We start from the raw sequence: 24,654 nt of genomic DNA on the forward strand, positions 1-24,654 counted from the left end.
GATTCCCTGTGCGCCGATGAGTTCCGGGCCGCCGGCCGGTCCACCCCTGAGGAACCCCCTAAGGAGCAGTCCATGACCACGACCATGATCGACCTGGGCCCTCAGACCCGTCTGGTGGCGGAACTGGCCCGGGCGGTCGCCGACGAGCAGCTGGCGGCCCCGACCCCGTGCCCCGAGTACGCGGTACGGGAGTTGCTGGCCCACCTGCACGGGCTGTCCGTCGCCTTCCGCGACGCCGCCCGCAAGGACCTCGGCCCGACCACCGGCACCAGCCCCGGCGCCGCCCTCCCGATCCTCGACCCCGGCTGGCGCGCCGAACTGCCGAAGGCGCTGGACGAACTGGCCGACGCCTGGCGCGACCCGGCCGCCTGGACCGGTATGACCCGCGCGGGCGGGGTGGACCTGCCCGGCGCGGTCGGGGGCGCCGTCGTCGCCGACGAACTGGTCGTCCACGGCTGGGACCTGGCCCGCGCCCTCGGCCACCCCTACACCCCCGACCCGGCCGCGCTGGACGCCGCCCGGTCCTTCCTCCTGGCCGCCGCGCAGGACCCCGGCCGGGGCGGTGGCATCTTCGGCCCTGTCGTCCCGACCCCGGAGGACGCCTCCCCGCTGGACCGCGCGCTCGGCCTGAGCGGTCGTGACCCGGGGTGGCGGCCGGCCGGGTGAGGGGCCGGGGCCGGGGCCGGGTGTCCCACGTCCTGACGGCGCCCTGGGGGAACCTCCTTTGATGCCCGAATTCCCGCCCCGGAACACGGAGTTCCGGGGCGGCGCTCGGACATGGCTGGAAAAAGACGTCCGTATCGATCGGGTAACAGGCCTCGCGGTACCGCTTGTTATGCGCGTAGACAATCCGTGACCTGGTCACTCACTCTAGCCACCAGATCCGGAGAATCCATGCGGAAGTCCCTCAGAGCGGCCGCCGCCGGCGCCGCCTGCGTCGTCGCCGGTGCCGCCCTGTACGGCGCGGGCGCGGCCACCGCCGGTCAGTCGACGGCCAACTCCACCCACGAGCCCTACAACATCGGGCTCCTGACGAAGGACATCGACACCTACTACGGCACCACCGCCGACAGCAACGGCGTCTACCAGGCGTCGCCGACCAGCCCGTACGCCAAGGACCTGGCGCGGATCGACGCGGACGCCAAGAAGTACATCGACCGGGCCGCCCGTACCTCGCGCGCGCGCCACCAGAAGCCCGCCGTCATGTTCGACATCGACGACACGGTGCTGCTGAGCCTCGACTACGAGAAGCGCAACAACTACGGCTACAACTCGGCCACCTGGAACGACTACGTCAACAAGGCCAGCCGTCCCGCCGTCTTCGGCAGCCCCGAGCTGATCCGCTACGCCCAGTCCAAGGGCGTCGCGGTCTTCTACAACTCGGGTCTCACCGAGGCGCAGCGCGGTGCCGCGGTCACCAACCTGAAGAGGGTCGGTGCCGACGTCAACCTGGACGCCGCCCACATGTTCCTCAAGGACTCGGCCAACCCGCCGGCCTACCTGAAGGACTGCGCCACCCCGGGCGCCTGGACGTGCACGACCGTCCAGTACAAGGCCGGTACCCGCGAGCACATCGAGAAGGACCTCGGCTACGAGATCGTCGCCGACTTCGGCGACCAGTACTCGGACCTGGACGGCGGCTACTCCGGCCGTACGTACAAGCTGCCGAACCCCACGTACTTCGTCGGCTGAGGTCTCCCAGACCTTCGTCCGAGGCCCTCGTAGGGCCCTCTGACGCCCGCGCCCCCGCCACCGGCCGCCGCATGGACGGCGCCGTGGCGGGGGCCCGGTGTTCTCGCCGGCTGTCGGTGTGCCAGGGCCTCACTTCTTCAGCGCCGCCGCCATCATGGCCCGCGCCACCGGCGCCGCCAGCCCGTTGCCGCTGACCTCCGAGCGCGCCGCGTCCGACTGCTCGACCATCACCGCGACGGCCACCTCCTTGCCGTTGCTGTCGGACTTGCCGAACGAGGTGAACCAGGCGTACGGCGTCTTGCTGTTGTTCTCGCCGTGCTGCGCGGTACCGGTCTTGCCGCCGACGGTCGCACCGTCGATCAGCGCGTTGGTGCCGGTGCCGTCCTTGACCACGGTCTCCATGGCGGACTGGAGCTGGGCCGCGGTCCGGGCGCTGATGATCCGCTTGGAGCCGGTGTCGGCGTCGTAGTCGTGCACCACGTCACCACCGCTGTCCACGGTCCGGGAGACCATGTGCGGCGAGGGCAGCTCACCGCCGTTGGCGATCGCCGCGGACACCATGGCCATCTGGAGCGGGGTCGCGGTGACGTCGTACTGGCCGATGCCGGTCAGCCCGGTCGAGGACTTGTCCATGTCCTTCGGGTAGACGCTCGGATACGCGCGCACCGGCACGTCCTGGCGGTCGTCGTTGAAGCCGTACTTCTCCGCCATGGCCCGCACCTTGTCCTGGCCGAGGTCGACGGCCATCTTGGCGAAGACGTTGTTGCAGGAGTACTGGAGCGCCACCCGGATCGAGGCGTTGCGGCACGGCGCCGAGGGGTTCTCGTTGGCCAGGTCCCTCAACGTGCCCGGCAGCCGGTACGGATCGGGGCTGTCGGTGTGCTGGTCGACGTTCTCGTACAGCCCGCTCTCCAGCGCGGCCGAGGCCACGACCAGCTTGAACGTGGAGCCGGGCGGCAGCGGCTGGCGCAGCGCCCGGTTGTTCATCGGCTTGTCCGGGTCCGCGTTCAGCCGCTTCCAGGCGCCGCCCGCCGTGTTGGCGTCGGTGAGCTGCGAGGGGTCGTACGACGGGGTCGACACCGCGGCCAGGATGCGGCCGGTCTTCGGGTCGATGGCGACGGCCCCGCCCTTCTTGTCGCCGAGCGCGTCATAGGCGGCCTTCTGCACCGCCGGGTCGATGGTGGTCACGACGTCGCCGGGGTCGGCCCGCTCACCGGTGAGGGTGTCCATGATCGTCTTCAGGCCCGGGTCCGTGCCGTTGAGCAGATCGGTGTAGATGCCCTCAAGCTGGGTGGGCGCGTACGCCTGCGAGGCGTAGCCGGTCACCGCCGCGTACAGCTTGCCGTCCTTGTACGTGCGCTTGTAGGCGAGATCGCCTCCCTTGGTCCGGGCCGAGCCGGTGATGGCGTTTCCGGCCACGATGATGTTCCCGAGCGGCTGCGAGTAGGTCGCGATCGCGTTCCGCCGGTTGTTCGTGTCGTCCGCGAGGGCCTGTCCGTCGTAGAACTGCACCCAGGTCGCCCGCACCAGCAGGGCGATCACCAGCAGCAGTGAGAAGACGGACGCTCGCCTGATCGTCTTGTTCATCCCGTTCATCCCGCACGGAAGACGCGCGGGAAGGGCACGAACGTTCCCGCACGCCGGGATTTCTCATGTCCCGTTCATCCCGAGCGCCCCCGTTCATCCCCTGCTCATGCGTCACTCATGCGTGCAGGACGAGCACGACCTCCTCGATCTCCTCGCCCCGGCCGTTGGCGAAGCCCCGGGCCCGGACGGACTCGCGGAAGCCGCATTTGGCCAGGACCCGCAGCGAGGCGGCGTTGTCGGCCGCCGCCCGCGCGTAGAGCGGCCGCTCGGGAACTTCGGCGAGCAGGGCGCGCAGCGCGGCCGTGGCCACGCCCCGGCCCCAGTGGGCGCGGTCGATCCAGTACGTCACCTCGCGCTCGCCGGGCTCCCCGTAGACCGCCGCGCTGCCGGCCACCCGCCCGTCGGCCAGCACCGTGCGCAGCACGTCGGCAGAGCCGCGGATCCGTTTGAGACGGGCCTCGAACGCGTCCCGGTCGGTCGCATCCTGGGGGCCGAACGCGGCCATCCGCAGGGCCACCGGGTCGGTCATCTGCCGGAAGAACAACGGCAGATCCTCGTCGCGGACGGTCCGCAGCGTGATCTCCATGGGGCCCGAGAATACGACGGTACGAGCGCCGTGCCGGGCCGCGCCGCGCGTGGCCCGCGCTCAGAGCCTGCGGGTCGCCAGGGTCAGCCGGTCGCGGGCCTCGGACAGCGCGTCCTTGATCGTCTGTTCATGGGCGGAGGTCAGCCGGGCCACCGGAACCGAGCAGCTGACCGCGTCGCGGGCCGGGGCCCGGTACGGCAGGGCCACGCCGAAACAGCGCAGGCCCACCGTGTTCTCCTCGCGGTCGACCGCGAAGCCCCGCTCCCGCACCCGGCGCAGCTCCTCGATCAGCCGCTCCCGGTCGGTGATGGTGTGCTCGGTGAGCGCGGGCAGCTCCGGCGGCAGCAGCGCCCGTACCTCGTCATCGGTGTACGTGGCGAGGATCGCCTTGCCGAGGGAGGTGGAGTGGGCCGGCAGGCGCCGTCCGACCCGGGTGAAGGGGCGCAGATAGTGCTGGGACTGGCGGGTGGCGAGGTAGACCACGCTGGTGCCGTCGAGCCGGGCCAGATGGATGGTCTCGGTGGTGTCGTCGGCGAGCCGGTCCAGCGCCGGGCGGGCGGCGGCCACCACCTCGTCGCCGTCGATGTACGAGGTGCCCACCAGCAGGGCCCGCACCCCGATGCCGTACCGCGTGCCCGTCGCGTCCGTCTCCACCCAGCCCAGCTCCACGAGGGTGCGCAGCAACATGTACAGACTGGACTTGGGGTAGCCGACGGCCTCCTGCACGGTCGCGAGGGAGTGCATGCCGGGGCGGCCGGCGAAGTACTCCAGCAGCTCGACCGTCCGTACCGCGGACTTGACCTGAGCCCCGCCCGCGTCGCCTGCCGTCATCGCCCTCGACCCCTTCGCCTCGACGGCGTTCAGTGTAAAGAACGCCGGGAACCGGCGGCACGGGCGCGACGTCCTCCGTGCCATGACCAGTGAACCGACCAGTGAACCCGGAAGCACCCTGGAGATCCGCACCGCGCTGCCCGCCGAGGCCGAGACCATCGCCGAGCTGCATCTGCGCGCGCGCTCGACGTACTACCCGGACGGTGTCCCGCAGGCGGAGTTCGACTGGACCGAGGCATGGCGGGGGTCCATCGAGCGGGCCGACGGACGGGTGCTGTGCGCCGTCGAGGAGGGCCGGCTGGCCGGGATCGCCTCCTTCCGGACGCCGGAGGGAGCCGGCGCGGACACCGTCAAGCTGTTCCAGTTCCATGTCGACCCGGACCGCTGGCGGGGCGGTATCGGTACGGCCCTGCACACGGCCTGCGTGGGGGAGTGGCGGGCGGCCGGGCGGCGCACGGCCGTGCTCGACGTCCATGTGGACAACCTGCGCGCCCAGGGCTTCTACGCCCGGCAGGGCTGGGTGCCGGACCCGGAGAACCCGCCCGCGGCGGGGGACCACCATCTGTTCCTGCGGTACGCCGTGCCGCCGGGGGAATGACCAGGGGCACTTGAACGTTCACGTACTCGGCGGAGATCGTCCCCGCACCCGTACGACCTGGAAAGAGCCGAAGACATGCGCGTCGAGATCTGGAGCGACATCGCCTGCCCCTGGTGCTATGTGGGCAAGGCCCGCTTCGAGAAGGCGCTCGCCGCCTTCCCGCACCGCGAGGACGTCGAGGTGGTGCACCGCTCCTTCGAGCTGGACCCCGGCCGCGCCAAGGGCGATGTCGAGTCCGTGCTCACCATGCTGACCAGGAAGTACGGCATGAGCGAGGCGCAGGCCGAGGCCGGGGAGGACAACCTGGGCGCCCAGGCCGCCGCCGAGGGCCTGGACTACCGCACCCGGGGCCGCGACCACGGCAACACCTTCGACATGCACCGCCTGCTGCACCTGGCCAAGGAGCGCGGCCGGCAGGACGAGCTGATCCAGGCGCTGTACCGGGCCAACTTCGCCGAGGAGCGGTCCGTCTTCGCCGAGGGCGACGAGCGGCTGGTCGAGCTGGCCACCGGCGCCGGGCTCGACGCGGCCGAGGTGCGCGCGGTGCTCGCCGACCCCGAGGCGTACGCCGACGCGGTGCGCGAGGACGAGCGCGAGGCCGCCGAGCTCGGTGCGAACGGCGTCCCCTTCTTCGTGCTCGACCGCAAGTACGGCGTCTCCGGCGCCCAGCCCGCCGAGGTCTTCGCCCAGGCGCTCGGCCAGGCCTGGGGCGAGCGTGCCCCGCTGAAGCCGATCGCCCAGGGCGACGCGGAGGCCTGCGGCCCGGACGGCTGCGCGGTGCCGCCGAGGGGCTGACCGCCCGGGGCGGGAACCCCAGGTCGGCGCGGTCGTATAAGAAACCCTTGGCGCGTCCCCGTGAAAACGCGCAATGGACGGGGGCCCCGCCGACCCGCACAGTGGGCTCATGGAGACCTTCGAGAGCCTCGTCCGCGCCGAGTTCCGCCCGAAGAACACCTATCTGAACACCGCGAGCAGCGGCCTGCTCCCGGCCCGTACCCTCACCGCGCTCCAGGATGCGATGGCGATCCGGGCCGAGGGCCGCCCGCTGGACCCGCTGTTCGAGGACGTCGAGCGCGCCCGCGCCGCCTTCGCCCGGCTGGCCGGGGTCCCGGCGAGCCGGGTGGCGGCCGGTCCCTCGGTCGCCGCGCAGACCGGTCTGATCGCGGCCTCGCTGCCCGCGGGCGCCGAAGTCCTCACCGCCGAGGACGACTTCACCTCCGTGGTGAACCCCTTCCATGTGCGCGGCGACCTCAAGGTGCGCGCCGTACCCCTGGAGCGGATCGCCGAGTCGGTGCGCCCCGGCACCGCGCTGGTCGCGGTCAGCGCCGCGCAGTCCGCCGACGGCCGGGTCGCCGACCTGCCCGCCCTGCGCGCGGCGGCCCGCACCCATGGCGCGCGCACCTATGTCGACTTCTCCCAGGCCGCCGGCTGGCTGCCGATCGACGCGGACGGTTACGACTTCACCGTCGCCACCACCTTCAAGTGGCTGCTCGGCCCGCACGGCGCCGCCTTCCTCGTCGTCCCCGAGGACCTGGGCGGGCTGACCCCGCTGCTCGCGGGCTGGGTCGCGGCCGAGGACCCGTGGGACAGCTGCTACGGCCCGGTCGCCGAACTCGCCCGCTCCGCCCGCCGGTTCGACGTCAGCCCCGGCCTGTTCACCTACAGCGGGGTCCACGCCTCGCTCACCCTGCTCGAGGAGCTGGGCGTGGCCGCCGTGCACGCGCACGACCTGGCGCTCGCCGACCGCTTCACACAGGGGCTCGCCCGGCTGGGGCACGAGCCGCTGCCCGCGCCCGGCTCGGCGATCGTCTCCGTGCCCGGACTCGGCGCGAAGCAGGCCGAGTTGAGCCGCGCCGGCATCCAGGTGTCCGACCGGGCGGGCAATCTGCGCGCGTCCTTCCACCTCTACAACACGGCGGCGGACGTGGACCGGCTGCTCGACGTGCTGGCCGGTTAGCCCCGTCGGGACATGACCGGGCCGGGGCCTCCCGTCCCACACGTGGAGGCCCCGGCCCGGTGCTCAAAAGCGCCTACCTCACCGGGGTGAAGTCGCGCGCGCCGATGAACTCCGGTCGGCGCACCGGCGCGGCGAACGGCTCCACCGCCGTGTTCTCCACGCTGTTGAACACGATGAAGACGTTGCTGCGCGGGAACGGGGTGATGTTGTCCCCGGAGCCGTGCATGCAGTTGCAGTCGAACCAGGTGGCCGAGCCCGGCCTGCCGGTGAACAGCTTGATGCCGTGCTCGCCCGCCAGCTCGGTCAGCGCCGCGTCGGAGGGGGTGCCCGCGTCCTGCATCTGGAGCGACTTCTTGTAGTTGTCCTTGGGCGTCTCGCCCGCGCAGCCCAGGAACGTCCGGTGCGAGCCCGGCATGATCATCAGGCCGCCGTTGGTGTCGTGGTTCTCGGTCAGCGCGATCGAGACGGACACCGTGCGCATGTTCGGCAGACCGTCCTCGGCGTGCCAGGTCTCGAAGTCCGAGTGCCAGTAGAAGCCGCTCGCGCCGAAGCCCGGCTTGACGTTGATCCGCGACTGGTGGACGTACACGTCCGAGCCGAGGATCTGGCGGGCCCGGCCGACCACGCGCTCGTCGCGCACCAGGGCCGCGAACACCTCGCTGATCCGGTGCACCTCGAAGACCGAGCGGATCTCCTGCGACTTCGGCTCCACGATGGAGCGCTCGTCGAAGCGGATCGCCGGGTCGGTGACCAGCCGGTCCAGCTCCTGGCGGTAGATCTCGACCTCGTCGGAGCCGATCAGCTGGTCGACGGAGAGGAAGCCGTCACGCTCGAACGCCTGGAGGTCGGCCGCCGCGATCGGTCCCGGTGTGCTGGGCGAACCCCAGACGACCGGATCCTGGCGCGGGACGGTCACCTCGGTGGCACCACGGGTCGGGTAGAGGTCCTTCACGGTGGCGGTGGTCATGGTCGCTCACACCTCCTCGGGCTCGGGCTCCGTGAGCAGCGGGTAGACGCCGTTCTCGTCGTGGTCCTCCCGTCCGGTGACGGGCGGGTTGAACACGCAGATGCAGTGGAAGTCCTCCTTGACACGCAGCGTGTGCCGCTCGTGCCCGTTCAGGAGGTACATGGTGCCGGGCGTGATGGTGTACGTCTTCCCGGTCTCGCGGTCGGTCAGTTCGGCCTCGCCCCGGGTGCAGACGACGGCCTCGATGTGGTTGGCGTACCACATCTGGGTCTCGGTCCCCGCGTACAGGATGGTCTCGTGCACGGAGAAGCCGACCCGCTCCTTGGCCAGGACGATGCGCTTGCTCTCCCAGGTGCCCGACTTCGACTTGATGTGCCGGTCGGTGCCTTCGATGTCCTTGAACGATCGGACGATCACGGTGGTGCTTCCTCCTGGTCGGACGTTGCGGTCAGACGGTGTGCTTCAGATGGTTCAGACGGTTTCCCGGACGGCGCGGGCGAGGATGCTCAGCCCCTCGTCCAGCTCGTCGGGGGTGATGGTCAGGGCCGGCAGCAGCTTGACGACCTCGCTCTCCGGCCCCGAGGTCTCGATGAGCAGGCCCAGCTCGAAGGCCCGCCGCGCGATGCGCCCGGCCCGGGCCTTGTCGTGGAACTCCATGCCCCACACCAGCCCGCGCCCGCGGTACTCCTTGACGTCGGCGAGGTTCTCCTCGGTGATGGAGATCAGTGCCTGCTCGACCTGCTCGCCGCGGGTCCGGGTCTGCTTCTCCATGGCCGAGCCGTCGGTCCAGTACGCCTCCAGGGCCGCGGCGGCGGTGACGAACGCGGGGTTGTTGCCGCGGAAGGTGCCGTTGTGCTCGCCCGGCTCCCAGACGTCCAGCTCGGGCCGGAACAGGCACAGCGACATCGGCAGGCCGTAGCCGCTGATGGACTTCGACACCGTGACGATGTCGGGGGTGATCCCGGACTCCTCGAAGGAGAAGAAGGCGCCGGTACGGCCGCAGCCCATCTGGATGTCGTCGACGATCAGCAGCATGTCCTGCCGCTCGCACAGCTCCTTGAGCGCGCGCAGCCACTCGGGCCGGGCCACATTGATGCCGCCCTCGCCCTGCACGGTCTCCACGATCACCGCGGCGGGCTTGTTCAGACCGGAGCCCTGGTCCTCCAGCAGCCGCTCGAACCACAGGAAGTCCGGGACGGTGCCCTCGAAGTAGTTGTCGAACGGCATCGGGGTGCCGTGCACCAGCGGGATGCCGGCGCCGGCCCGCTTGAAGGCGTTGCCGGTCACCGCGAGCGAGCCGAGGGACATGCCGTGGAAGGCGTTGGTGAAGGACACGATGGCCTCGCGGCCCTTCACCTTCCGGGCCAGCTTCAGCGCCGACTCCACGGCGTTGGTGCCGGTCGGGCCCGGGAACATGACCTTGTACGGCAGGTCGCGCGGGCGCAGCACCAGGTTCTGGAAGGTCTCCAGGAAGCGGCGCTTGGCCGTGGTCGACATGTCCAGGCCGTGGGTGACACCGTCCCGGGACAGGTAGTCGATCAGCGCCCGTTTGAGTACCGGGTTGTTGTGGCCGTAGTTGAGTGATCCGGCCCCGGCGAAGAAGTCGAGGTAGGCATGGCCGTCCTCGTCGTACATCCGGCTGCCCTGCGCGCGGTCGAACACGGTGGGCCAGCCGCGGCAGTAGCTGCGCACCTCGGACTCGAGGGTCTCGAAGACGCTGAGGTCGGGCTGGGTGATGGTCACGGTGATTCGCTCCTCAGTGGGCGTGGGAATCGGTCGGCGGGCCGATGCGGTAGAGGATTTCGGAGTCGTGCGGGCCGTCCGGGAACAGCTCGGCGGGGAACAGCACCTCGCGGGTGAGGTGCGCGCCGTGCCGCTCGGCGTACGAGGTGAACAGCCGCTCGGAGGCGGTGTTGCCGGGCGTGATGGTGGTCTCGATCCGGGTGACGCCGGACTCGGCGAGCCGCGCGGTCAATCCGTCCAGCAGGGCGGCGGCGATGCCGTGGCCCCGGTGGGCGGAGTCCACGGCGACCTGCCAGACGAGCAGGGTGTCCGGGCGGTCGGGCCGCACGTACCCGGTGATGAATCCGACGGGTGTGCCGTCCGCACCGCGCGCCACCGCCGAGGTGCCGGCGAAGTCCCGGCACCACAGCAGATAGCTGTAGGACGAGTTGAGATCGAGCGTTTTCGAGTCCTTGGCGAGACGCCAGAGCGCGGCGCCGTCGGCCGTTGCCGGTCGGTCTATGAGTAGGTCTGCGGGTGCGGCAGTCATGCGGCACGAATTTAGCGAGGCAAATTAAAAAATGCACGACCGCAGATGCGGCGCCGCTCGGAAAGCTGTGTGGAATGTCAGGATTGCCCCATGGCAAAGTGGGGCAAAATCCCCTCATTGTTGGGTGTGTCACACCCCTGAAACCGTCAGAAATCTCCTGGAAAACTGGCCCGTTTAGCCGTGCAAAAAGCGGGCAGAAGACTATGGGAAGCTACCGTCCGGGAAATTGACGGGAATTGTGAAACTAAATTGAATTCAAGCTCCGGTGGCGCCGTCTATTCGTTCGCGGAGAATGTCCGCGTGTCCGTTGTGGCGGGCGTACTCCTCGATGAGGTGGATCAGCACCCAGCGCACGCTGACCTCCGTCCCGGCCATCGGACCGTCCGCGATCCGGCCGGTGGCCTCCAGCGGCCGCCCGGCGCACAGCTCGCGGCCGCGCGCGATCTCCCGGTGCCAGACGGTCAGCGCCTCGTCCAGCCCGCGCGCCGGATCCAGGCCGTACCCGGACTCCTCCTCGAACAGCGGCGGCAGGTCGAGGCCGCCCAGCACCCGCTGGAACCAGGTCCGCTCGACCTCCGCGAGATGCTGCACCAGGCCCAGCAGGGTCAGCTCCGACGGCTGCGCCGAGGCGGCCCTCGCCTGCCCGTCGGACAGGCCCCGGCACTTCAGCTCCAGCGTGGCCCGGTGGAAGTCCAGCCAGCTCTCCAGCATGGGGCGCTCGGGGCCGGTGGGCAGGGGGATCGGGCGGCCGTCGGGGAGGGCCGGGTGTGCGGAGGTGTGGTCCGGTCGCGGGGTGTGATCGCTCGTCATGGGCGCAGCATGGCAGCCGGGTGTGACAACGGCCCGCGCCTCGGGGCGCGGGCCGTCGTGATGCTCACCGGTGGATGGCGGTTATCGCCAGGCCTGTTCCACGGCCTGCCGGGCGGCCGCCGGGTCCACCGTCGCGCCCTGAGCGGCGAGGGCCGCACCCAGGGCGGCCAGCGAGGCCTGGACGGCGGACTCGGTGGCGTCGGGGCCGTAGTGGTTGACCCGGATCATCTCCTTGGCCAGCGCGCCGCCGCCCGCGGCCAGCGGGAGGGCGGGGTCGGCGGCCAGCGCGGCGGCGACCAGGGCGGAGGCCGTGAGCGACGGCGGGACGCGCAGGGTCGTGGCGACCGGGGCGGCGTCCGCGGCGTCGTGGACGTACGGCTCCAGGCCGCCGCCGAGGGCCGAGGCGCCCGCCCGGGTCGCCGCGGCCGCGCGGCGGTGACGGGCCATCACCGTGTCCGGGCCGGCCGCCTCGATCCGCTCCAGGCAGGCATCCAGCGCCAGCATCTCCAGCTGTGCGGGGGCGTGCGGCAGGGCCCGCCGGCCGGCGTCCAGCCAGCGCTCCTTCCAGTCCAGCAGGGAGAGGTAGGAGCGGCGCGGCGCGTTCGGGTTCGCCGCCATCCGGGCCCAGGCCCGCTCGCTCACCGAGATCGCCGAGACTCCCGCCGGTCCGCCCATCGCCTTCTGCGCGCCGATCACGCACAGGTCCACGCCCCAGGCGTCCGGCAGCACCGGCTCGGCGCCCACCGAGGCGACCGCGTCCAGATAGAACAGCGCGCCCTGCTCCCGCACCGCCGCACCGATCTCCGCGACCGGGTTGGTGTTGCCGGTCGCCGCCTCCGCGTGCACCAGCGAGACGAAGTCGATCTCCGGGTGCTCGGCGAACGCGGCACGGATCTGCTCGGCCCGCACCGCCGTGTGGAAGGGGACCGAGATGTCGTACACGGTCGCGCCGGCGTCCCGCAGCCAGTCACCGAAGGTCTGCCCGTAGGGGCCGGTGATCACGTTCAGGGCCACCGTGCCCGGACCGGCGGCGGCGCGGATCGCGCCCTCCAGCGGCAACAGCGCCTCGCCCTGGGTGATCAGGACGTCCTGCCGGGTGTCCAGCAGCCGGGCCACCCGGTCCTCGATCGCGGCGAAGCGCCGCGCGGTCAGCGGGGGCAGGTCGAGGAGGGGGTGCGTCACGGCGGTGCTCTCTCTTCGTCGGGCGGTTCGCAGGGGTCACGGCGGCCTGCTCCCCCTGATCTTAGGTCCAGGCCCCCCAAGGCCATGGGTTTGGTTTGAGATACCCAAACATTTCCTTATAATCGGAACCTATCGTTCCCTCCTCAGGAGACTCCCCCCATGAAAACGCCCTTCGGACGCCGGACCCGCCTGCTGGCCGCCACCACCGCGACCGCGGGCCTCGTGCTCGTCGTGGCGGGCTGCTCCTCCGGCGGCTCGGGGAGCGGCCAGACCGTGGCCGGCGGTGTCCACCTCGCCAAGGCCGGGCAGCTCACCACCTGCACCCACCTGCCCTACCCGCCGTTCCAGTCGGTGGTCGACGGCAAGGTGCAGGGTTTCGACGTCTCCCTGATCGACCTGGTCGCCAAGGACCTCGGCGTCAAGCAGCAGATCGTGGACACGCCGTTCGAGAACTTCAAGACCGGCGCCTTCCTGAACTCCGGCCAGTGCGACCTGGCCGCCGCCGGTATGACGATCACCGCTGAGCGTGCGAAGAACGTCGACTTCTCCGACCCGTACTTCGAGGCCACCCAGGCCGTGCTGGTCGCCAAGAACAGCGGGATCACCTCGCTCGACGGCGCCAAGGGCAAGAAGCTCGGCGCCCAGGCGCAGACCACCGGTGAGGACTTCGCCAAGAAGAAGGGCCTCGACCCGGTCTCCTTCGCCTCCTCCGACGCCGTGCTCAACGGTCTGCGCACGGGCCAGGTCCAGGCCGTCGTCATCGACTACCCGGTGGTCCAGGGCTGGCTGAAGGACAAGGCCAACGCGGACAAGTTCAAGGTGGTCGACAACCTGAAGACCGGCGAGCAGTACGGCTTCACGGTCAAGAAGGGCAACAAGCCCCTGCTGAAGGCCATCAACAAGGCTCTCAAGGACGCCAAGGCCGACGGCACGTACAAGAAGATCTACGAGAAGTGGATCGGCCCGTACGACTCCTCCGTCGCCTCCCCGGCCGGTTCCTGACCCCATGGCCGACACGGACACCGGCATCCAGCCGAAGCGCACGGGGCTGACGCGCACGCAGAAGCGCAGGCTCTCGCGCGGCGCCCAGTACGCCGTCCTCGCCGCCGCGGTGATCGCCTTCGCGCTCACCGCGGACTGGGGGCGGCTCCAGAACCAGTTCGCGCAGCCCGGCATCGCCAAGCAGCTGTTCCCCGACCTCATCACGGTCGCCCTGAAGAACACCGTGCTGTACACGCTGTCCGGGTTCGTCGTCGGCCTGGCCCTCGGCATGGTCATCGCCCTGATGCGGCTGTCCTCCGTGGGCCCCTACCGCTGGCTCGCCGGCATCTACATCGAGATCTTCCGCGGCCTGCCCGCGCTGCTGATCTTCATCTTCGTCGGCGTCGGGGTGCCGCTGGCCTTCCCGACCGTCCAGTACCCCGGCGGCACCTACGGCAAGGTGGCCGTCGCGCTCGGCCTGGTCTCCGCCGCCTATATGGCCGAGACCATCCGCGCCGGCATCCAGGCGGTGCCCAAGGGGCAGATGGAGGCGGCCCGTTCGCTCGGGTTCTCGCCCGCGCGGGCCATGGTCTCGATCATCCTGCCGCAGGCCTTCCGCATCATCCTGCCGCCGCTGACCAATGAACTCGTCCTGCTCTTCAAGGACTCCTCGCTGGTGCTGTTCCTCGGGGTCACCCTGGAACAGCGCGAACTGTCCAAGTTCGGCAACGACCTGGCCAGCCAGACCGCCAACTCCACGCCGATCCTGGTCGCGGGCCTGTGCTATCTGCTGATCACCATCCCGCTCAGCCTCGTCGTACGCCGTATGGAAACCAAGGCCCTCAGGGAGATCAGGTGACCACCCCCGAGATCCGCGTCCAGGGTCTGCACAAGTCCTTCGGCGACAACCATGTCCTGCGCGGCATCGATCTGGAGATCGCCCAGGGCGAGGTCGTCTGCGTCATCGGCCCGTCCGGCTCCGGCAAGTCCACGCTGCTGCGCTGTGTGAACCTGCTGGAGGAGCCCACCGAGGGGCAGGTCTTCGTCGGCGGCACCGAGGTCACCGACCCGGACGTCGACATCGACGCCGTCCGCCGCCGGATCGGCATGGTCTTCCAGCAGTTCAACCTCTTCCCGCACCTCAGCGTCACCGAGAACCTCACGCTGCCGCAGCGCCGGGTGCTCCGGCGGGACAAGGCGGCGGCCGAGCGCGTCGCCGCCGAGAACCTGGCCCGGGTGGGCCTCGCGGAGAAGGCCGGCGCCTACCCCTCCGCCCTCTCCGGCGGCCAGCAGCAGCGGGTGGCCATCGCCCGCGCCCTCGCCATGGGCCCCGAGGTGATGCTCTTCGACGAGCCGACCTCGGCGCTCGACCCCGAGCTGGTCGGCGATGTCCTCGCGGTGATGCGGTCCCTCGCGCGCGAGGGCATGACGATGATGGTCGTCACCCACGAGATGAGCTTCGCGCGCGAGGTCGCCGACCGGGTCGTCTTCATGGACGGCGGGGTGATCGTGGAACAGGGCCGCCCCGAGCAGGTCATCGGCGCCCCCCGGCACGAACGCACCCGCCACTTCCTCTCCCGCATCCTCGACCCGGCGATGGCCGAGGTGGAGGAGGGGGTCGCGGACCAGGGGGGAACCGGCTGACCCTGGCCCTCTAAGGTGCCGGTATGAGCGATCAGCCGGTGCTGCATGTCAAGGGCGGGGTCCTCGTCGGACCGCGGGACGTACGCGACGAACTGTGGGTGGTCGGCGGCCGGGTGTCGTACGACCGCCCCACCGGGGCCCGGGACGTGCGGACCGTGCGGGGGTGGGCGCTGCCCGGGCTCGTCGACGCGCACTGCCACGTGGGCCTCGACGCGCACGGCCCGGTCGACGCGGAGACCGCCGAGAAGCAGGCGCTGACCGACCGGGAGGCGGGCACCCTGCTGATGCGGGACGCGGGCTCGCCCTCCGACACCCGCTGGATCGACGACCGGGCGGATCTGCCGAAGATCATCCGGGCCGGGCGGCACATCGCGCGCACTCGCCGCTACATCCGCAACTACGCCTGGGAGATCGAGCCGGACGACCTCGTCGCCTACGTCGCCCAGGAGGCCCGGCGCGGTGACGGCTGGGTCAAGCTGGTCGGCGACTGGATCGACCGCGAGGTCGGCGACCTCTCCCCCTGCTGGCCCCGGGAGGCGGTCGAGGCCGCGATCGCCGAGGCCCACCGGCTGGGCGCCCGGGTCACCGCGCACTGCTTCGCCGAGAACTCCCTGCGCGATCTGGTCGAGTCGGGCATCGACTGCATCGAGCACGCCACCGGCCTCACCGAGGACCTGATCCCGCTGTTCGCCGAGCGGGGCGTCGCCATCGTGCCCACCCTCGTCAACATCGCCACCTTCCCGCAGCTCGCGGCAGGCGGTGAGAGCAAGTTCCCGAACTGGTCGGCCCATATGCGGCGGCTGCACGAGCGCCGCTACGACACGGTGCGCTCCGCGTACGACGCCGGGATCCCGGTGTTCGTCGGCACCGACGCGGGCGGCTCGCTGCCGCACGGACTGGTCGCGGCGGAGGTCGCCGAGCTGGTCACCGCGGGCATCCCGCCGATCGAGGCGCTCGCGGCGACCAGCTGGTCCGCGCGCGCGTGGCTGGGCCGGCCGGGCCTGGAGGAGGGCGCCCCGGCTGACCTCGTGGTGTACGACGAGGACCCCCGGGCCGAGGTGGGCGTGCTGGCCGCACCGCGCCGGGTGGTGCTGAACGGGGCGGTGGTGGAGTAGTGCCGATGGGCAGGCGAGGGAACGCGTGTGCACGGTGATTCGAAGAGGCGTACGGAATTTCCACGTTTGAGTGAAGTGACCGAAGTTTGCTGACCGTTCACCCACACTGACGACAAGGTTGACGGGTCCCAAGCAGTTTCAAGTGGGGGGTCCCACCGCCTTGAACAGCACCAACTTCCGTATGCCCGTGCGTCGTCTGGCCGCCGCGGCGACCGTCACCGCACTGGCCACCGCGCCCGCCGTCCTCGGCGCGGGCACGGCGCACGCGACCGGGAATCCCGGCCGCGCCACCGCCGTCGTCCTGCACACCGGGCTCGATGTGTCCCTGCTCGACAAGTCCGTCGACGTTCCGCTCGCCGTCTCCCTCAACGAGGTCACGGCACCGCGGAGCGCCGACCGAACCGCCCTGTCCGCCCGCCTCGACGGGGTGTCCGGCGGCAGTCCGTTCACCGTCCTCAGCGCGGACGTGGCCCAGTCCCGGGCCACCGTCACCGACCGGCGCGCCGCGGGCTCCGTCCGCCTGGTGCACGCCAAGCTGCACGTTCCCGGCCTGCCCCTGCTGTCCCTGATCGAGGTGGACACCGTCACCGCGCAGGCCACCTGTGAGGTGGGCCGGGCCCCGGTCGCCGACTCGAAGATCGTCGGCACCGTCACCGTCCTCGGCCGCAAGGTCTCGGTCACCGCCGGGGGGCCGGTCGAGGTCAAGGTGCCCGGCGTCGGCGAGGTCCGCCTCGACCTCGCCCAGCGCAGCACCACCTCCCGTACGGCGGCCGCGACCGCGCTCCGACTCAAGGTCTCCGTCAATCCGTTGAAGCTGAACGTGGCGGATGTCGAGGGCACGGTCACGCTGGCCAAGGCGACCTGCGAGTCCCCGATGGCGCCGCCCTCGAAGCCCCCGACGCAGAGCCACGACCCGGGCTCCGGCACCAAGCCGGGCTCGGCCTCCGGCACCAAGTCCGACGCCGCCCCGGTCTCCGATGTGAAGCCCCAGGGCGGTGCCTCGGACGCGGACCTCGCGGAGACGGGGGGCGACCCGGCGACGCCGTACATCGCGGGCGGCGCGGTGGCGCTGCTGGCGGCGGGCGGCGGCGCGGTGCTGATGGCCCGCCGCCGCAGGAGCTGACGGCAGGCGGGGGAACGGGGCGGGACCGGTGAGGCCGGGGGAGCCTCGCCGGTCCCGCCCTGTGCGGACAGAGCGGGGGGTATCCGTCAGTCCAGGGCGGTCGCGAGCGCGGCCAGGAAGGCGTTTGTCGTGGGCCGGTCGCGGACGGCGAGGCGTATCCAGTCGGTGCCGAGTCCGGGGAACGTGTCCCCGCGGCGCACGGCATAGCCGAGGGCGCGCAGCCGCTGCCGTACGGCGGCCGCCTCCGGGACGGCGACCAGGACGAAAGAGCCTTCGGCCGGTCCCGCGACCCGCACCCCGCGGGGGGCCAGCGCGGACAGGCCCGCGACCAGGTGCGCCCGGTCACCGGCGATGCGGTGCGCCGCGTGGCCCGCCTCCGCCATGGCGCGGGGCGACACACACGCCTCGGCGGCGGCCAGCGCCGGTGTGGACACCGGCCACAGCGGCTGGGCCCGCTCCAGCTCGGCGATGATCTCCGGCTCGGCCAGCGCATAGCCGATGCGCAGACCCGCGAGGCCCCAGGTCTTGGTGAGGCTGCGCAGCACCACGAGGCCGGGCACGTCCGTCCGCCCGGCCAGCGCCTCCCGCTCGCCCGGCACCGCGTCCATGAACGCCTCGTCGATCACCAGCACCCGCCCGGGCCGGGCGAGTGCGGCGAGCACCGAGGCCGGGTGCAGGACCGACGTCGGGTTCGTCGGATTGCCGATCACCACCAGATCGGCTCGCTCCGGCACCAGCGCGGCATCCAGCCGGAAGCCCTCCTCGGGCCGCAGCAGCACCCGCTCCACCGTGTGCCCGGCGTCCCGCAGCGCCGCCTCGGGCTCGGTGAACTGCGGGTGCACCACGACCGGTTGGCGGACCTTGAGGGCGCGGGCGAGCAGCACGAACGCCTCCGCCGCGCCTGCCGTCAGCAGCACCCGCTCCACCGGCAGCCCGTGCCGCGCCGCCACCGCCGCCCGCGCGGCCCGCCCGTCCGGGTAGGCCGCGAGGGAGGTCAGGGAGGCGGCGATCCGCTCGCGCAGCCAGGGCGGGGGCGTGTCCGCCCGTACGTTGACGGCGAGGTCGACCAGCGCCGCGCCGTCGTCCCGTACCTCGGCGTCCCCGTGATGGCGCAGATCGGGACCGGGGGAGTCCTCAGTGGGCATGGCTGTGCGTGTGCCCGCCGTGGTGGTGTCCGTGCCCGTGGTCATGGCCGTCGTCGTCCGGGTGGAAGTGCGGCTGCTGCGGCAGTCCCACCTTGTCCTCGAAGCCGGGCAGCGCGATCCGGTACACGCAGGAGTCGCAGTTCATGCGCAGATCGCCCTTGACGGCCTCCTCGTACCGTTCGAGCACCAGGTCGAGCAACTCCGGCTCGGGACCGATGACATCGGCCGAGGTCACCGGGGTCTCCGGGTGCGCGGCCGCCCACTCCTCGGTCTGCCGCCGCACCCGGTCCGGCAGGATCCCGGTGAACAGGAAGTAGGGGAGCACGACGATCTTCCGCGCCCCCAGCGCCACACAGCGGTCCAGACCGCTCGGCACGTCCGGCGCCGCGAGCGACACGAACGCCGTCTCCACACCGGCGTACCCCCGGCCCTCCCACAGCAGCCGGGCCGCCTTGAACACCTCCGCGTTGGCGTCCGGGTCGGTCGAGCCGCGGCCGACCAGGAGTACGGTCACCTCCGCGCGGTCCTGGTCGCCGATCGCGTCGTCCAGGCGCCGCTCCAGCACGTTCAGCAGCGCGGGGTGCGGACCCAGCGGGCGGCCGTAGGTGTACGAGATGCCCGGGTGCCGCTCCTTCTCACGGGCCAGCGCGGCCGGGATGTCGCCCTTGGCGTGTCCGGCGGACACCAGCATCAGCGGCACGGCCGCGAACCGGCGTACGCCCCGCTCAACCAGCTCGGCCACCGCGTCGCCGAGCGGCGGCGGGGACAGCTCGATGAAGCCGCCCGCGACGGGCAGGTCGGGACGGCGCAGCCCCAGCTCCCGCACGAAGGCACGGAACGCCTCGGCTCCGGCGTCGTCACGGGTGCCATGGCCGGCGATCAGCAGGGCGGGCGGGGTGGTCACAGGGTCTCCTCGGGTGAGATCGGTTGGTACAGCAGGGCGTTGAGGGCGGCGGCCGCGACCGCCGAGCCGCCCTTCTCGGACACGTTGCTCACGGCGGGCAGCCCGCTCTCGCGCAGCGCGGCCTTGGACTCGGCCGCGCCGACGAAGCCGACGGGCAGACCGATGACGAGCGCCGGGTCGGCGTCCAGGGTCAGCAGCTCCTCCAGGGCGGTCGGCGCACAGCCGATCACCCACAGGGCGCCGGGCCCGACCTCCTCGTGGGCGAGCCGGATCGCATGCGCCGAGCGGGTCAGCCCGGGACCGGACCTGGCGTCCTTGAGGCGGCACACGGTCTCGCGCCGGGTGATCCCGGCCGCGACCATCTCCACGTCCACGACGACCGGCGCCCCGGCGTGCAGCGCGGCATGCGCCTTTGCCAGGTCCGCCTCGGCCAGGACGAGGTCGTTCGCGTACTCCAGGTCGGCGGCGGAGTGGATGACCCGCTCCACCACCGCCCGGGTCAGCGGCGGGAGGTGCGAGGTGTCCAGGCGGGCACGCAGCCGCCGGAAGGACTCCTGCTCGATGGGGTGCACGATCCTGTTCACCGGGTCGCCTCCGGCTGCTCGCTCCGGCCGTTCTGCCAGCGGTAGCCGCGCGGGGTCACCATGCGCCCGGCGACGGTACGGGTCGCGGTGTTGCCCACGGTGACGACCGTCATCATGTCGACGCTCGCCGGATCGAGCCCGGCCAGCGTGCTGACCCGGCTCGATCCGTCCGGCCGCGAGGCGTTGCGTACGACACCCACGGGCGTCGTCGGCGCGCGGTGCTCGGCGAGGATGCCGAGCGCTTTGGGCAGCTGCCAGTCGCGGCCCCGGGAGCGGGGGTTGTAGAAGGTGACCACGAGGTCCGCCTCGGCCGCCGCCCGCACCCGCCGCTCGATGACCTCCCACGGCGTGTGCAGATCGGAGAGGCTGATGGAGACATGGTCGTGGCCCAGCGGCGCGCCGAGGATCGCGGCGGCGGCCAGCGCGGCCGTCACCCCGGGCACCCCGATCACCTCGATGTCGTCGGACGCCTCGGCGAGCGCGGGCGAGGCCATGGCGTACACGCCCGCGTCCCCGCTGCCGATCAGCGCCACCGCGTGCCCGAGCCGGGCCTGTTCGACCGCGGTGCGGGCCCGCTCCTCCTCGGCGCCGAGCCCGGACTCCAGTACCCGGGTGCCGGGCCGCAGCAGATCGCGGATCTGGTCCACGTACTGGTCGAGACCGACCAGCACCGAGGCCCGGCGCAGCTCGGCCGTCGCGCGCGGGGTGAGCAGATCACGGGCGCCGGGTCCGAGCCCCACCACCGCGAGCCGCCCGCGCCCGGGCCTGCGCACCACGGCGCAGGTCGCCATCGCCGGGGAGGCGTCCGACTTCCGCTTGGGGACGAGGAGTTCACCGCCGCCGAGCAGCGCGGCCGCCTCGGCGACCGACGGGGTGCCGACGGCCGCGAGCGGCGCGGCGGAGGGGTTGGGCACCTCGACCGCGGCCAGCTCCTCGGCGGAGTACGTCACCACGGGCACACCCAGCCGCTCGGCGGCGGCCAGGATGCCCGGCTCCTCCGACTTGGCGTCCACGGTGGCGAGTTCGGCGACGGACCGCGGGGACAGCCCCGCCTCCCGCAGCGTCTCCTGGATCAGCCCGAGCACCTCGTCCACCGGGGCGCCCCTGGACGCGCCGACCCCGACGACGAGGGACGGCGGCCGCAACAGCACTTCCCGCGGGCCGGGTTCGACGTCCTTGTCGGTGAGCCGGATCGTGTACGACCCCTGCGGCGACACCGGCAGCGGTGGCAGCGGCCACGCCAACTCGGCATCGAGCGCTACCGGTTCGCCGTCCAGCAGGGCCCGGGACACGGCGGCGACCGCGCCCTCGCAGGGCAGCCCGAGCGTGTCGAGACCGGCCAGTCCCACGGCGTCCGTGGCGGTGGTCACCACCGGCTCGGCGCCGAGCAACTCACCGACTTCCCGGGCGAGTCCGTTGGCGCCGCCGCCGTGTCCGCCGACCAGCGACACCGCGAACCGGCCGCCCTCGTCCACGCAGACCACACCGGGGTCGGCCGCCTTGCCGGCGAGCAGCGGCGCGAGCAGTCGTACCGTCGCGCCCGTCGCCAGGAAGCACACCAGCTGCTCGCACTCGGAAAACGCGGACCGCACCGCCTCCCCGACCGGGCCCTCGTACACCCGGGTGCGGTCCGGCCAGGCCGCGGCCAGCCGGTCCCGTGCCGCCGCCCCCGCCGCGGTGGCGGAAATCAGGCCGATCACTGGTCAACTCCTTCGATGGGAACGGGGGTTCTGACGCCCCAGAGCAGAAACACCGGGTTGGTGGCCGCGAGCCGGGTCACCTCTCCCGGCAGCGGGGCGAGCCGCGAGGACTGGAGCAGCACGCCCTCACAGCCGAACCCGGCGTCGGTCAGCGCCGCGCGGGCCGCGGGCACCCGGTCCAGGGCGGCCATGGCCACCACCACGGACCGGCGCGCCCGCAGTGCGCACGCCCGGATCACGGCGGGCAGCTCGCGCCCCCCGCCGCCGATGAACACGGCGTCCGGATCGTCGGCCAGCGCGGCCAGCGCGTCGGGCGCGGTGCCGTGCACGACATCCACCTCGACGCCATGGGCGCGGGCGTTCTCCCGGATCCGGTCCACCCCGTCCGCGGCCTTCTCGACCGCGACGACGGCCGCGCCGAGCCGCGCGCACTCCACCGCGACCGACCCGGACCCGGCGCCGACGTCCCACACCAGATCCCCGAGCCGCGGCCCGAGCCGGGCCAGCGCCAGCGCGCGCACCTCGAACTTGGTGATCATCGAGTCGCGGTGGGCGAACTCGGCCTCCGCCAGGGCCCAGCGGGCCGGACCTGCGGGCACCCCGGCGACGGTGCGCAGGGGGCCCGGCGCCGAGGGCTCGGCCAGGCACAGCACCACACTGACCGCCGTACCCCAGTCCCGTGCCGCCGCCCGCGCGGGCGTCACCCGCTCCACCCGCTCCCGCTCCGGGTCGCCCAGCGCGGTGGCCACCACGAGGGTCCGGTCGCGGCCGGCGAGCGCGGCGCCCAGTTCGGCGGGGCCCGCGCCCGGTCCGGTGAGGACGGCGACCTTCGGATGCGCGCGGCAGACGTTCGCGGCGGTGCGCAGGTCCCTGCCGTGCGCGCTGACCACGAGCGCGTCGTCCCAGGGCAGCCCGAGCCGGGCGAACGCGGTGGCCACCGAGGAGACCCCGGGCCGTACCGCGAGCCGCTCGGGGCCGAAGCGCTCGGCGAGCGCCCGGACGATCCCGAAGAAACCGGGGTCCCCGGAGGCCAGCACGAGGACCGGCAGCTCCTTGTCGACGTACCCGGCGATGGCGTCCAGGGCGGGCGCCAGCGGGCCGAGCACGATCCGCCCGGCCCCGGCGGGCAGCCGTACCGCGTCCAGATGCCGCCGCCCGCCGACGACGAGCGCGGCGCCCGCCGCGACGTCCTCGGGAAGCGGTGCCCCCGTCCCGGTACCGACGACCGTGATCAACTGCCCGCCCCCCGCTCGCGCAGCGCCCGCCGGGCCCCCGGGTCGGCCTTGCGGAAGCCGTGGAAGTGCCCGGGGTGGTAGAGGTGCGAGCGGGTGCCCTGCGCCGCCAGGGCGGGGCCGACCAGGAACAGCGTGTGCTTCCACAGCTTGTGCTCCTTGACCGTCTCCTCCAGGGTGCCGATCGTGCACCGCACGATCAGCTCCTCCGGCCAGGTCGCCTGGTAGGCGACGATCACCGGCGTGGACGTCGGGTAACCGCCCTCCAGCAGCTCCCGCACCAGCTGACCGCTGCGCGCCGCCGACAGGAAGAGCGCCATCGTGGTGCCGTGCCGGGCGAACTCGCGCACCTCCTCGCCGGGCGGCATCGGCGTCTTGCCGCCGCCGAGCCGGGTGAGGACGACGGACTGCGCCACCTCGGGGATCGTCAGCTCGCGCCGGGCGAGGGCGGCCACCGCGGAGAACGACGACACCCCGGGCACCACCTCGGTGTCGATGCCCAGCTCCGCGCACCGGTCCAGCTGCTCCTGGGTGCCGCCCCACAGCGCCGGATCGCCGGAGTGGATCCGCGCGACCTTCAGGCCCTCGGCGCGCGCCCGCGCGTAGACCGCGACGACCTGCTCCAGGGACATGGCCGCCGAGTCCAGCACCTCCGCGTCCGCGCGCGCGTGCTCCAGCACCTCCGCCTGCACCAGGCTCGCCGCCCAGATCACCACGTCCGCCTCGGCGATCGCCCGCGCGGCCCGGAAGGTCAGCAGATCGGCGGCGCCGGGGCCCGCTCCGACGAAGGTCACTTTTCCGCCACCGTCACCCAGGGGGGTGGCGGCGACGGTCTCGGCGGCGGTTTCGGCGGTGGCGCCGGCAGCGGCGTCCGGGACGGCGTCGGCCATCGGAAAAGTCCTCTCGTACGGAAAGCACACGGCAGTAGCGGGGTGAAATGTCAGGATGCGAGGCGATATGTAAGGCGCTCGATGTGCGCGAAGGCGCCTTCATCGGATAGCAAGTGCCTATGGCGGTCTTCGTCGCGCTCGGCGCGTTCCTGATGACGCTGGCCGGCGGCTGGACGGCTCAGCGAGTGACCGACCGTCGGCATCTCGTCCTGGGACTCGCCGGCGGTCTGATGTTGGGCGTGGTCGGCCTCGACCTGCTGCCGGAGGCGCTGCGCGCCGCCGACCGCGAGATCTTCGGCGTCCCCGCGGCCCTGCTGCTGTTCGTGGCCGGATTTCTGCTGGCCCATCTCGTGGAACGCACCCTCGCCGCGCGCCAGGCCGCCCACGGCGGGGACGAGCACGACCACCACCGGGCGCCCGAGGTGGGTCTCACCGCGGCCGGCGCCATGGTGGGCCACAGCGCCATGGACGGCGTCGCCATCGGCGCCGCCTTCCAGGTCGGCAGCGGCATGGGCACGGCCGTCGCGCTCGCCGTGATCGCCCATGACTTCGCCGACGGCTTCAACACCTTCACCATCACCAGCCTGTACGGCAACGCCCGCCGCCGCGCCATCGGAATGCTGGTCGCGGACGCCTGCGCACCCCTGCTGGGCGCGCTGTCGACCGTCTTCTTCCACATCCCCGAACCGGTGCTCGGCGGCTATCTCGGCCTCTTCGGCGGCGTCCTGCTCTACCTCGCCGCCGCGGAGATCCTGCCCGAAGCCCACCATGAGCACCCCGCCCGCTCCACCCTGCTGTGCACGGTGGCCGGGGCCGCGTTCATCTGGCTGGTGGTCGGCATCTCCGGCTGACCG

The 24,654-nt window shown here is 72.3% G+C and carries 26 protein-coding genes; 11 read left to right on the forward strand and 15 right to left on the reverse strand.

Annotated features, from left to right (window positions below; all coding sequences use genetic code 11):
• Positions 1-72 precede the first annotated feature (72 nt).
• Together HEP81_RS29300 and HEP81_RS29305 are read left to right on the forward strand one after the other, a co-directional pair.
• Positions 73-666, forward strand: a complete 594-nt coding sequence (locus tag HEP81_RS29300) for a TIGR03086 family metal-binding protein (protein WP_037656688.1) — start codon at positions 73-75, stop codon at positions 664-666.
• A gap of 228 nt (positions 667-894) precedes the next feature.
• Positions 895-1,692, forward strand: a complete 798-nt coding sequence (locus HEP81_RS29305) for an HAD family acid phosphatase (protein WP_037656687.1) — start codon at positions 895-897, stop codon at positions 1,690-1,692.
• 129 nt (positions 1,693-1,821) lie between these two features.
• Here the strand turns inward: HEP81_RS29305 and HEP81_RS29310 are convergent, their stop codons facing one another.
• The 3 genes from HEP81_RS29310 to HEP81_RS29320 all read right to left on the reverse strand — a co-directional run bounded on the left by HEP81_RS29310 (position 1,822) and on the right by HEP81_RS29320 (position 4,696).
• Positions 1,822-3,279 carry a peptidoglycan D,D-transpeptidase FtsI family protein gene (locus tag HEP81_RS29310; RefSeq protein WP_037656685.1) on the reverse strand — a complete coding sequence of 486 codons (1,458 nt, stop codon included), beginning with the start codon at positions 3,277-3,279 and terminating at the stop codon, positions 1,822-1,824.
• A gap of 115 nt (positions 3,280-3,394) precedes the next feature.
• The gene (locus HEP81_RS29315; RefSeq protein WP_037656684.1) at positions 3,395-3,865 is read right to left on the reverse strand and encodes a GNAT family N-acetyltransferase; all 471 of its coding nucleotides are present in this window, start codon (positions 3,863-3,865) and stop codon (positions 3,395-3,397) included.
• A gap of 60 nt (positions 3,866-3,925) precedes the next feature.
• Entirely contained in the window at positions 3,926-4,696 is a 771-nt protein-coding gene (locus HEP81_RS29320) for an IclR family transcriptional regulator (protein WP_037656683.1), read from the reverse strand.
• A gap of 82 nt (positions 4,697-4,778) precedes the next feature.
• Between HEP81_RS29320 and HEP81_RS29325 the strand changes: the two genes are divergently transcribed.
• The 3 genes from HEP81_RS29325 to HEP81_RS29335 all read left to right on the forward strand — a co-directional run bounded on the left by HEP81_RS29325 (position 4,779) and on the right by HEP81_RS29335 (position 7,251).
• The gene (locus HEP81_RS29325; RefSeq protein WP_051850212.1) at positions 4,779-5,294 is read left to right on the forward strand and encodes a GNAT family N-acetyltransferase; all 516 of its coding nucleotides are present in this window, start codon (positions 4,779-4,781) and stop codon (positions 5,292-5,294) included.
• Positions 5,295-5,369: 75 nt separating this feature from the next.
• Positions 5,370-6,089, forward strand: a complete 720-nt coding sequence (locus HEP81_RS29330; RefSeq protein WP_037656682.1) for a DsbA family oxidoreductase — start codon at positions 5,370-5,372, stop codon at positions 6,087-6,089.
• A 109-nt stretch (positions 6,090-6,198) separates the two neighbouring features.
• Positions 6,199-7,251: an aminotransferase class V-fold PLP-dependent enzyme gene (locus HEP81_RS29335; protein WP_037656681.1), complete on the forward strand. Its 1,053-nt coding sequence runs from the start codon at positions 6,199-6,201 to the stop codon at positions 7,249-7,251.
• A 73-nt stretch (positions 7,252-7,324) separates the two neighbouring features.
• Here the strand turns inward: HEP81_RS29335 and thpD are convergent, their stop codons facing one another.
• From thpD to HEP81_RS29365, 6 genes are all read right to left on the reverse strand, one after another.
• Positions 7,325-8,218 (reverse strand): ectoine hydroxylase, encoded by an 894-nt coding sequence (thpD, locus tag HEP81_RS29340; protein WP_037656680.1) that lies wholly within the window; start codon positions 8,216-8,218, stop codon positions 7,325-7,327.
• Between the two features lie 6 nt (positions 8,219-8,224).
• Complete coding sequence (locus tag HEP81_RS29345) at positions 8,225-8,635, reverse strand: ectoine synthase (protein WP_037656679.1); 411 nt, start codon at positions 8,633-8,635, stop codon at positions 8,225-8,227.
• A 54-nt stretch (positions 8,636-8,689) separates the two neighbouring features.
• Positions 8,690-9,961: a diaminobutyrate--2-oxoglutarate transaminase gene (gene ectB / locus HEP81_RS29350; protein ID WP_037656678.1), complete on the reverse strand. Its 1,272-nt coding sequence runs from the start codon at positions 9,959-9,961 to the stop codon at positions 8,690-8,692.
• Positions 9,962-9,974: 13 nt separating this feature from the next.
• Complete coding sequence (gene ectA, locus HEP81_RS29355; protein WP_037656677.1) at positions 9,975-10,490, reverse strand: diaminobutyrate acetyltransferase; 516 nt, start codon at positions 10,488-10,490, stop codon at positions 9,975-9,977.
• A 255-nt stretch (positions 10,491-10,745) separates the two neighbouring features.
• Positions 10,746-11,300, reverse strand: coding sequence for a DinB family protein (locus HEP81_RS29360; RefSeq protein WP_037656676.1), 555 nt, complete (start codon positions 11,298-11,300; stop codon positions 10,746-10,748).
• Positions 11,301-11,381: 81 nt separating this feature from the next.
• Positions 11,382-12,482: an aminotransferase class V-fold PLP-dependent enzyme gene (locus HEP81_RS29365; protein WP_037656675.1), complete on the reverse strand. Its 1,101-nt coding sequence runs from the start codon at positions 12,480-12,482 to the stop codon at positions 11,382-11,384.
• Between the two features lie 159 nt (positions 12,483-12,641).
• Here HEP81_RS29365 and HEP81_RS29370 point away from each other — a divergent pair, with 159 nt between their 5' ends.
• The 5 genes from HEP81_RS29370 (at position 12,642) to HEP81_RS29390 (ending at position 17,345) form a co-directional block, all read left to right on the forward strand.
• Positions 12,642-13,484, forward strand: coding sequence for a basic amino acid ABC transporter substrate-binding protein (locus HEP81_RS29370; RefSeq protein WP_037656674.1), 843 nt, complete (start codon positions 12,642-12,644; stop codon positions 13,482-13,484).
• Between the two features lie 4 nt (positions 13,485-13,488).
• Entirely contained in the window at positions 13,489-14,322 is an 834-nt protein-coding gene (locus HEP81_RS29375) for an amino acid ABC transporter permease (RefSeq protein WP_037656673.1), read from the forward strand.
• Positions 14,319-15,107, forward strand: a complete 789-nt coding sequence (locus HEP81_RS29380; protein ID WP_037656672.1) for an amino acid ABC transporter ATP-binding protein — start codon at positions 14,319-14,321, stop codon at positions 15,105-15,107. Before HEP81_RS29375 ends, HEP81_RS29380 begins: the two co-directional genes overlap by 4 nt.
• 23 nt (positions 15,108-15,130) lie before the next feature.
• Positions 15,131-16,222, forward strand: coding sequence for an amidohydrolase family protein (locus HEP81_RS29385; protein WP_037656671.1), 1,092 nt, complete (start codon positions 15,131-15,133; stop codon positions 16,220-16,222).
• A gap of 160 nt (positions 16,223-16,382) precedes the next feature.
• Complete coding sequence (locus HEP81_RS29390) at positions 16,383-17,345, forward strand: SCO1860 family LAETG-anchored protein (protein ID WP_037656748.1); 963 nt, start codon at positions 16,383-16,385, stop codon at positions 17,343-17,345.
• Positions 17,346-17,431: 86 nt separating this feature from the next.
• On the opposite strand, the gene cobC is transcribed toward HEP81_RS29390, so the two are convergent.
• The 6 genes from cobC to cobM are packed head-to-tail and all read right to left on the reverse strand — an operon-like array spanning position 17,432 to position 23,800.
• Positions 17,432-18,490, reverse strand: coding sequence for an Rv2231c family histidinol phosphate aminotransferase CobC (gene cobC / locus HEP81_RS29395; RefSeq protein WP_051850215.1), 1,059 nt, complete (start codon positions 18,488-18,490; stop codon positions 17,432-17,434).
• Positions 18,480-19,394 (reverse strand): sirohydrochlorin chelatase, encoded by a 915-nt coding sequence (locus tag HEP81_RS29400; protein WP_037656670.1) that lies wholly within the window; start codon positions 19,392-19,394, stop codon positions 18,480-18,482. Before HEP81_RS29400 ends, cobC begins: the two co-directional genes overlap by 11 nt.
• A complete protein-coding gene (locus tag HEP81_RS29405) occupies positions 19,391-19,978 on the reverse strand; it encodes a precorrin-8X methylmutase (protein WP_037656669.1) in 588 nt (195 codons plus the stop codon). Before HEP81_RS29405 ends, HEP81_RS29400 begins: the two co-directional genes overlap by 4 nt.
• Positions 19,975-21,678 carry a precorrin-3B C(17)-methyltransferase gene (gene cobJ, locus HEP81_RS29410; protein ID WP_037656668.1) on the reverse strand — a complete coding sequence of 568 codons (1,704 nt, stop codon included), beginning with the start codon at positions 21,676-21,678 and terminating at the stop codon, positions 19,975-19,977. The genes HEP81_RS29405 and cobJ overlap by 4 nt, the downstream gene beginning before the upstream one ends.
• Positions 21,675-22,913, reverse strand: coding sequence for a bifunctional cobalt-precorrin-7 (C(5))-methyltransferase/cobalt-precorrin-6B (C(15))-methyltransferase (locus HEP81_RS29415; RefSeq protein ID WP_037656667.1), 1,239 nt, complete (start codon positions 22,911-22,913; stop codon positions 21,675-21,677). Before HEP81_RS29415 ends, cobJ begins: the two co-directional genes overlap by 4 nt.
• A complete protein-coding gene (cobM, locus tag HEP81_RS29420) occupies positions 22,910-23,800 on the reverse strand; it encodes a precorrin-4 C(11)-methyltransferase (RefSeq protein ID WP_243279625.1) in 891 nt (296 codons plus the stop codon). The genes HEP81_RS29415 and cobM overlap by 4 nt, the downstream gene beginning before the upstream one ends.
• A gap of 119 nt (positions 23,801-23,919) precedes the next feature.
• Between cobM and HEP81_RS29425 the strand changes: the two genes are divergently transcribed.
• Positions 23,920-24,651: a ZIP family metal transporter gene (locus tag HEP81_RS29425; protein ID WP_037656666.1), complete on the forward strand. Its 732-nt coding sequence runs from the start codon at positions 23,920-23,922 to the stop codon at positions 24,649-24,651.
• The last annotated feature ends 3 nt before the right edge of the window (positions 24,652-24,654 follow it).

This window comes from Streptomyces griseofuscus (assembly GCF_014673495.1).
GTDB classification, from domain to species: Bacteria; Actinomycetota; Actinomycetes; order Streptomycetales; family Streptomycetaceae; genus Streptomyces; species Streptomyces murinus.

Bases quoted from the DNA above. Each gene is read 5' to 3' on its own strand.
- HEP81_RS29320 (WP_037656683.1), bottom strand. From the start codon at position 4,696: ATGACGGCAGGCGACGCGGGCGGGGCTCAGGTCAAGTCCGCGGTACGG.
- HEP81_RS29310 (WP_037656685.1), bottom strand. From the start codon at position 3,279: ATGAACAAGACGATCAGGCGAGCGTCCGTCTTCTCACTGCTGCTGGTG.
- thpD (WP_037656680.1), bottom strand. From the start codon at position 8,218: ATGACCACCGCCACCGTGAAGGACCTCTACCCGACCCGTGGTGCCACC.
- HEP81_RS29325 (WP_051850212.1), top strand. From the start codon at position 4,779: ATGACCAGTGAACCGACCAGTGAACCCGGAAGCACCCTGGAGATCCGC.
- HEP81_RS29375 (WP_037656673.1), top strand. From the start codon at position 13,489: ATGGCCGACACGGACACCGGCATCCAGCCGAAGCGCACGGGGCTGACG.
- cobM (WP_243279625.1), bottom strand. From the start codon at position 23,800: ATGGCCGACGCCGTCCCGGACGCCGCTGCCGGCGCCACCGCCGAAACC.
- HEP81_RS29300 (WP_037656688.1), top strand. From the start codon at position 73: ATGACCACGACCATGATCGACCTGGGCCCTCAGACCCGTCTGGTGGCG.
- HEP81_RS29385 (WP_037656671.1), top strand. From the start codon at position 15,131: ATGAGCGATCAGCCGGTGCTGCATGTCAAGGGCGGGGTCCTCGTCGGA.
- HEP81_RS29370 (WP_037656674.1), top strand. From the start codon at position 12,642: ATGAAAACGCCCTTCGGACGCCGGACCCGCCTGCTGGCCGCCACCACC.
- HEP81_RS29330 (WP_037656682.1), top strand. From the start codon at position 5,370: ATGCGCGTCGAGATCTGGAGCGACATCGCCTGCCCCTGGTGCTATGTG.
- HEP81_RS29315 (WP_037656684.1), bottom strand. From the start codon at position 3,865: ATGGAGATCACGCTGCGGACCGTCCGCGACGAGGATCTGCCGTTGTTC.
- HEP81_RS29335 (WP_037656681.1), top strand. From the start codon at position 6,199: ATGGAGACCTTCGAGAGCCTCGTCCGCGCCGAGTTCCGCCCGAAGAAC.
- HEP81_RS29305 (WP_037656687.1), top strand. From the start codon at position 895: ATGCGGAAGTCCCTCAGAGCGGCCGCCGCCGGCGCCGCCTGCGTCGTC.
- cobC (WP_051850215.1), bottom strand. From the start codon at position 18,490: ATGCCCACTGAGGACTCCCCCGGTCCCGATCTGCGCCATCACGGGGAC.
- ectA (WP_037656677.1), bottom strand. From the start codon at position 10,490: ATGACTGCCGCACCCGCAGACCTACTCATAGACCGACCGGCAACGGCC.
- HEP81_RS29360 (WP_037656676.1), bottom strand. From the start codon at position 11,300: ATGACGAGCGATCACACCCCGCGACCGGACCACACCTCCGCACACCCG.
- HEP81_RS29425 (WP_037656666.1), top strand. From the start codon at position 23,920: ATGGCGGTCTTCGTCGCGCTCGGCGCGTTCCTGATGACGCTGGCCGGC.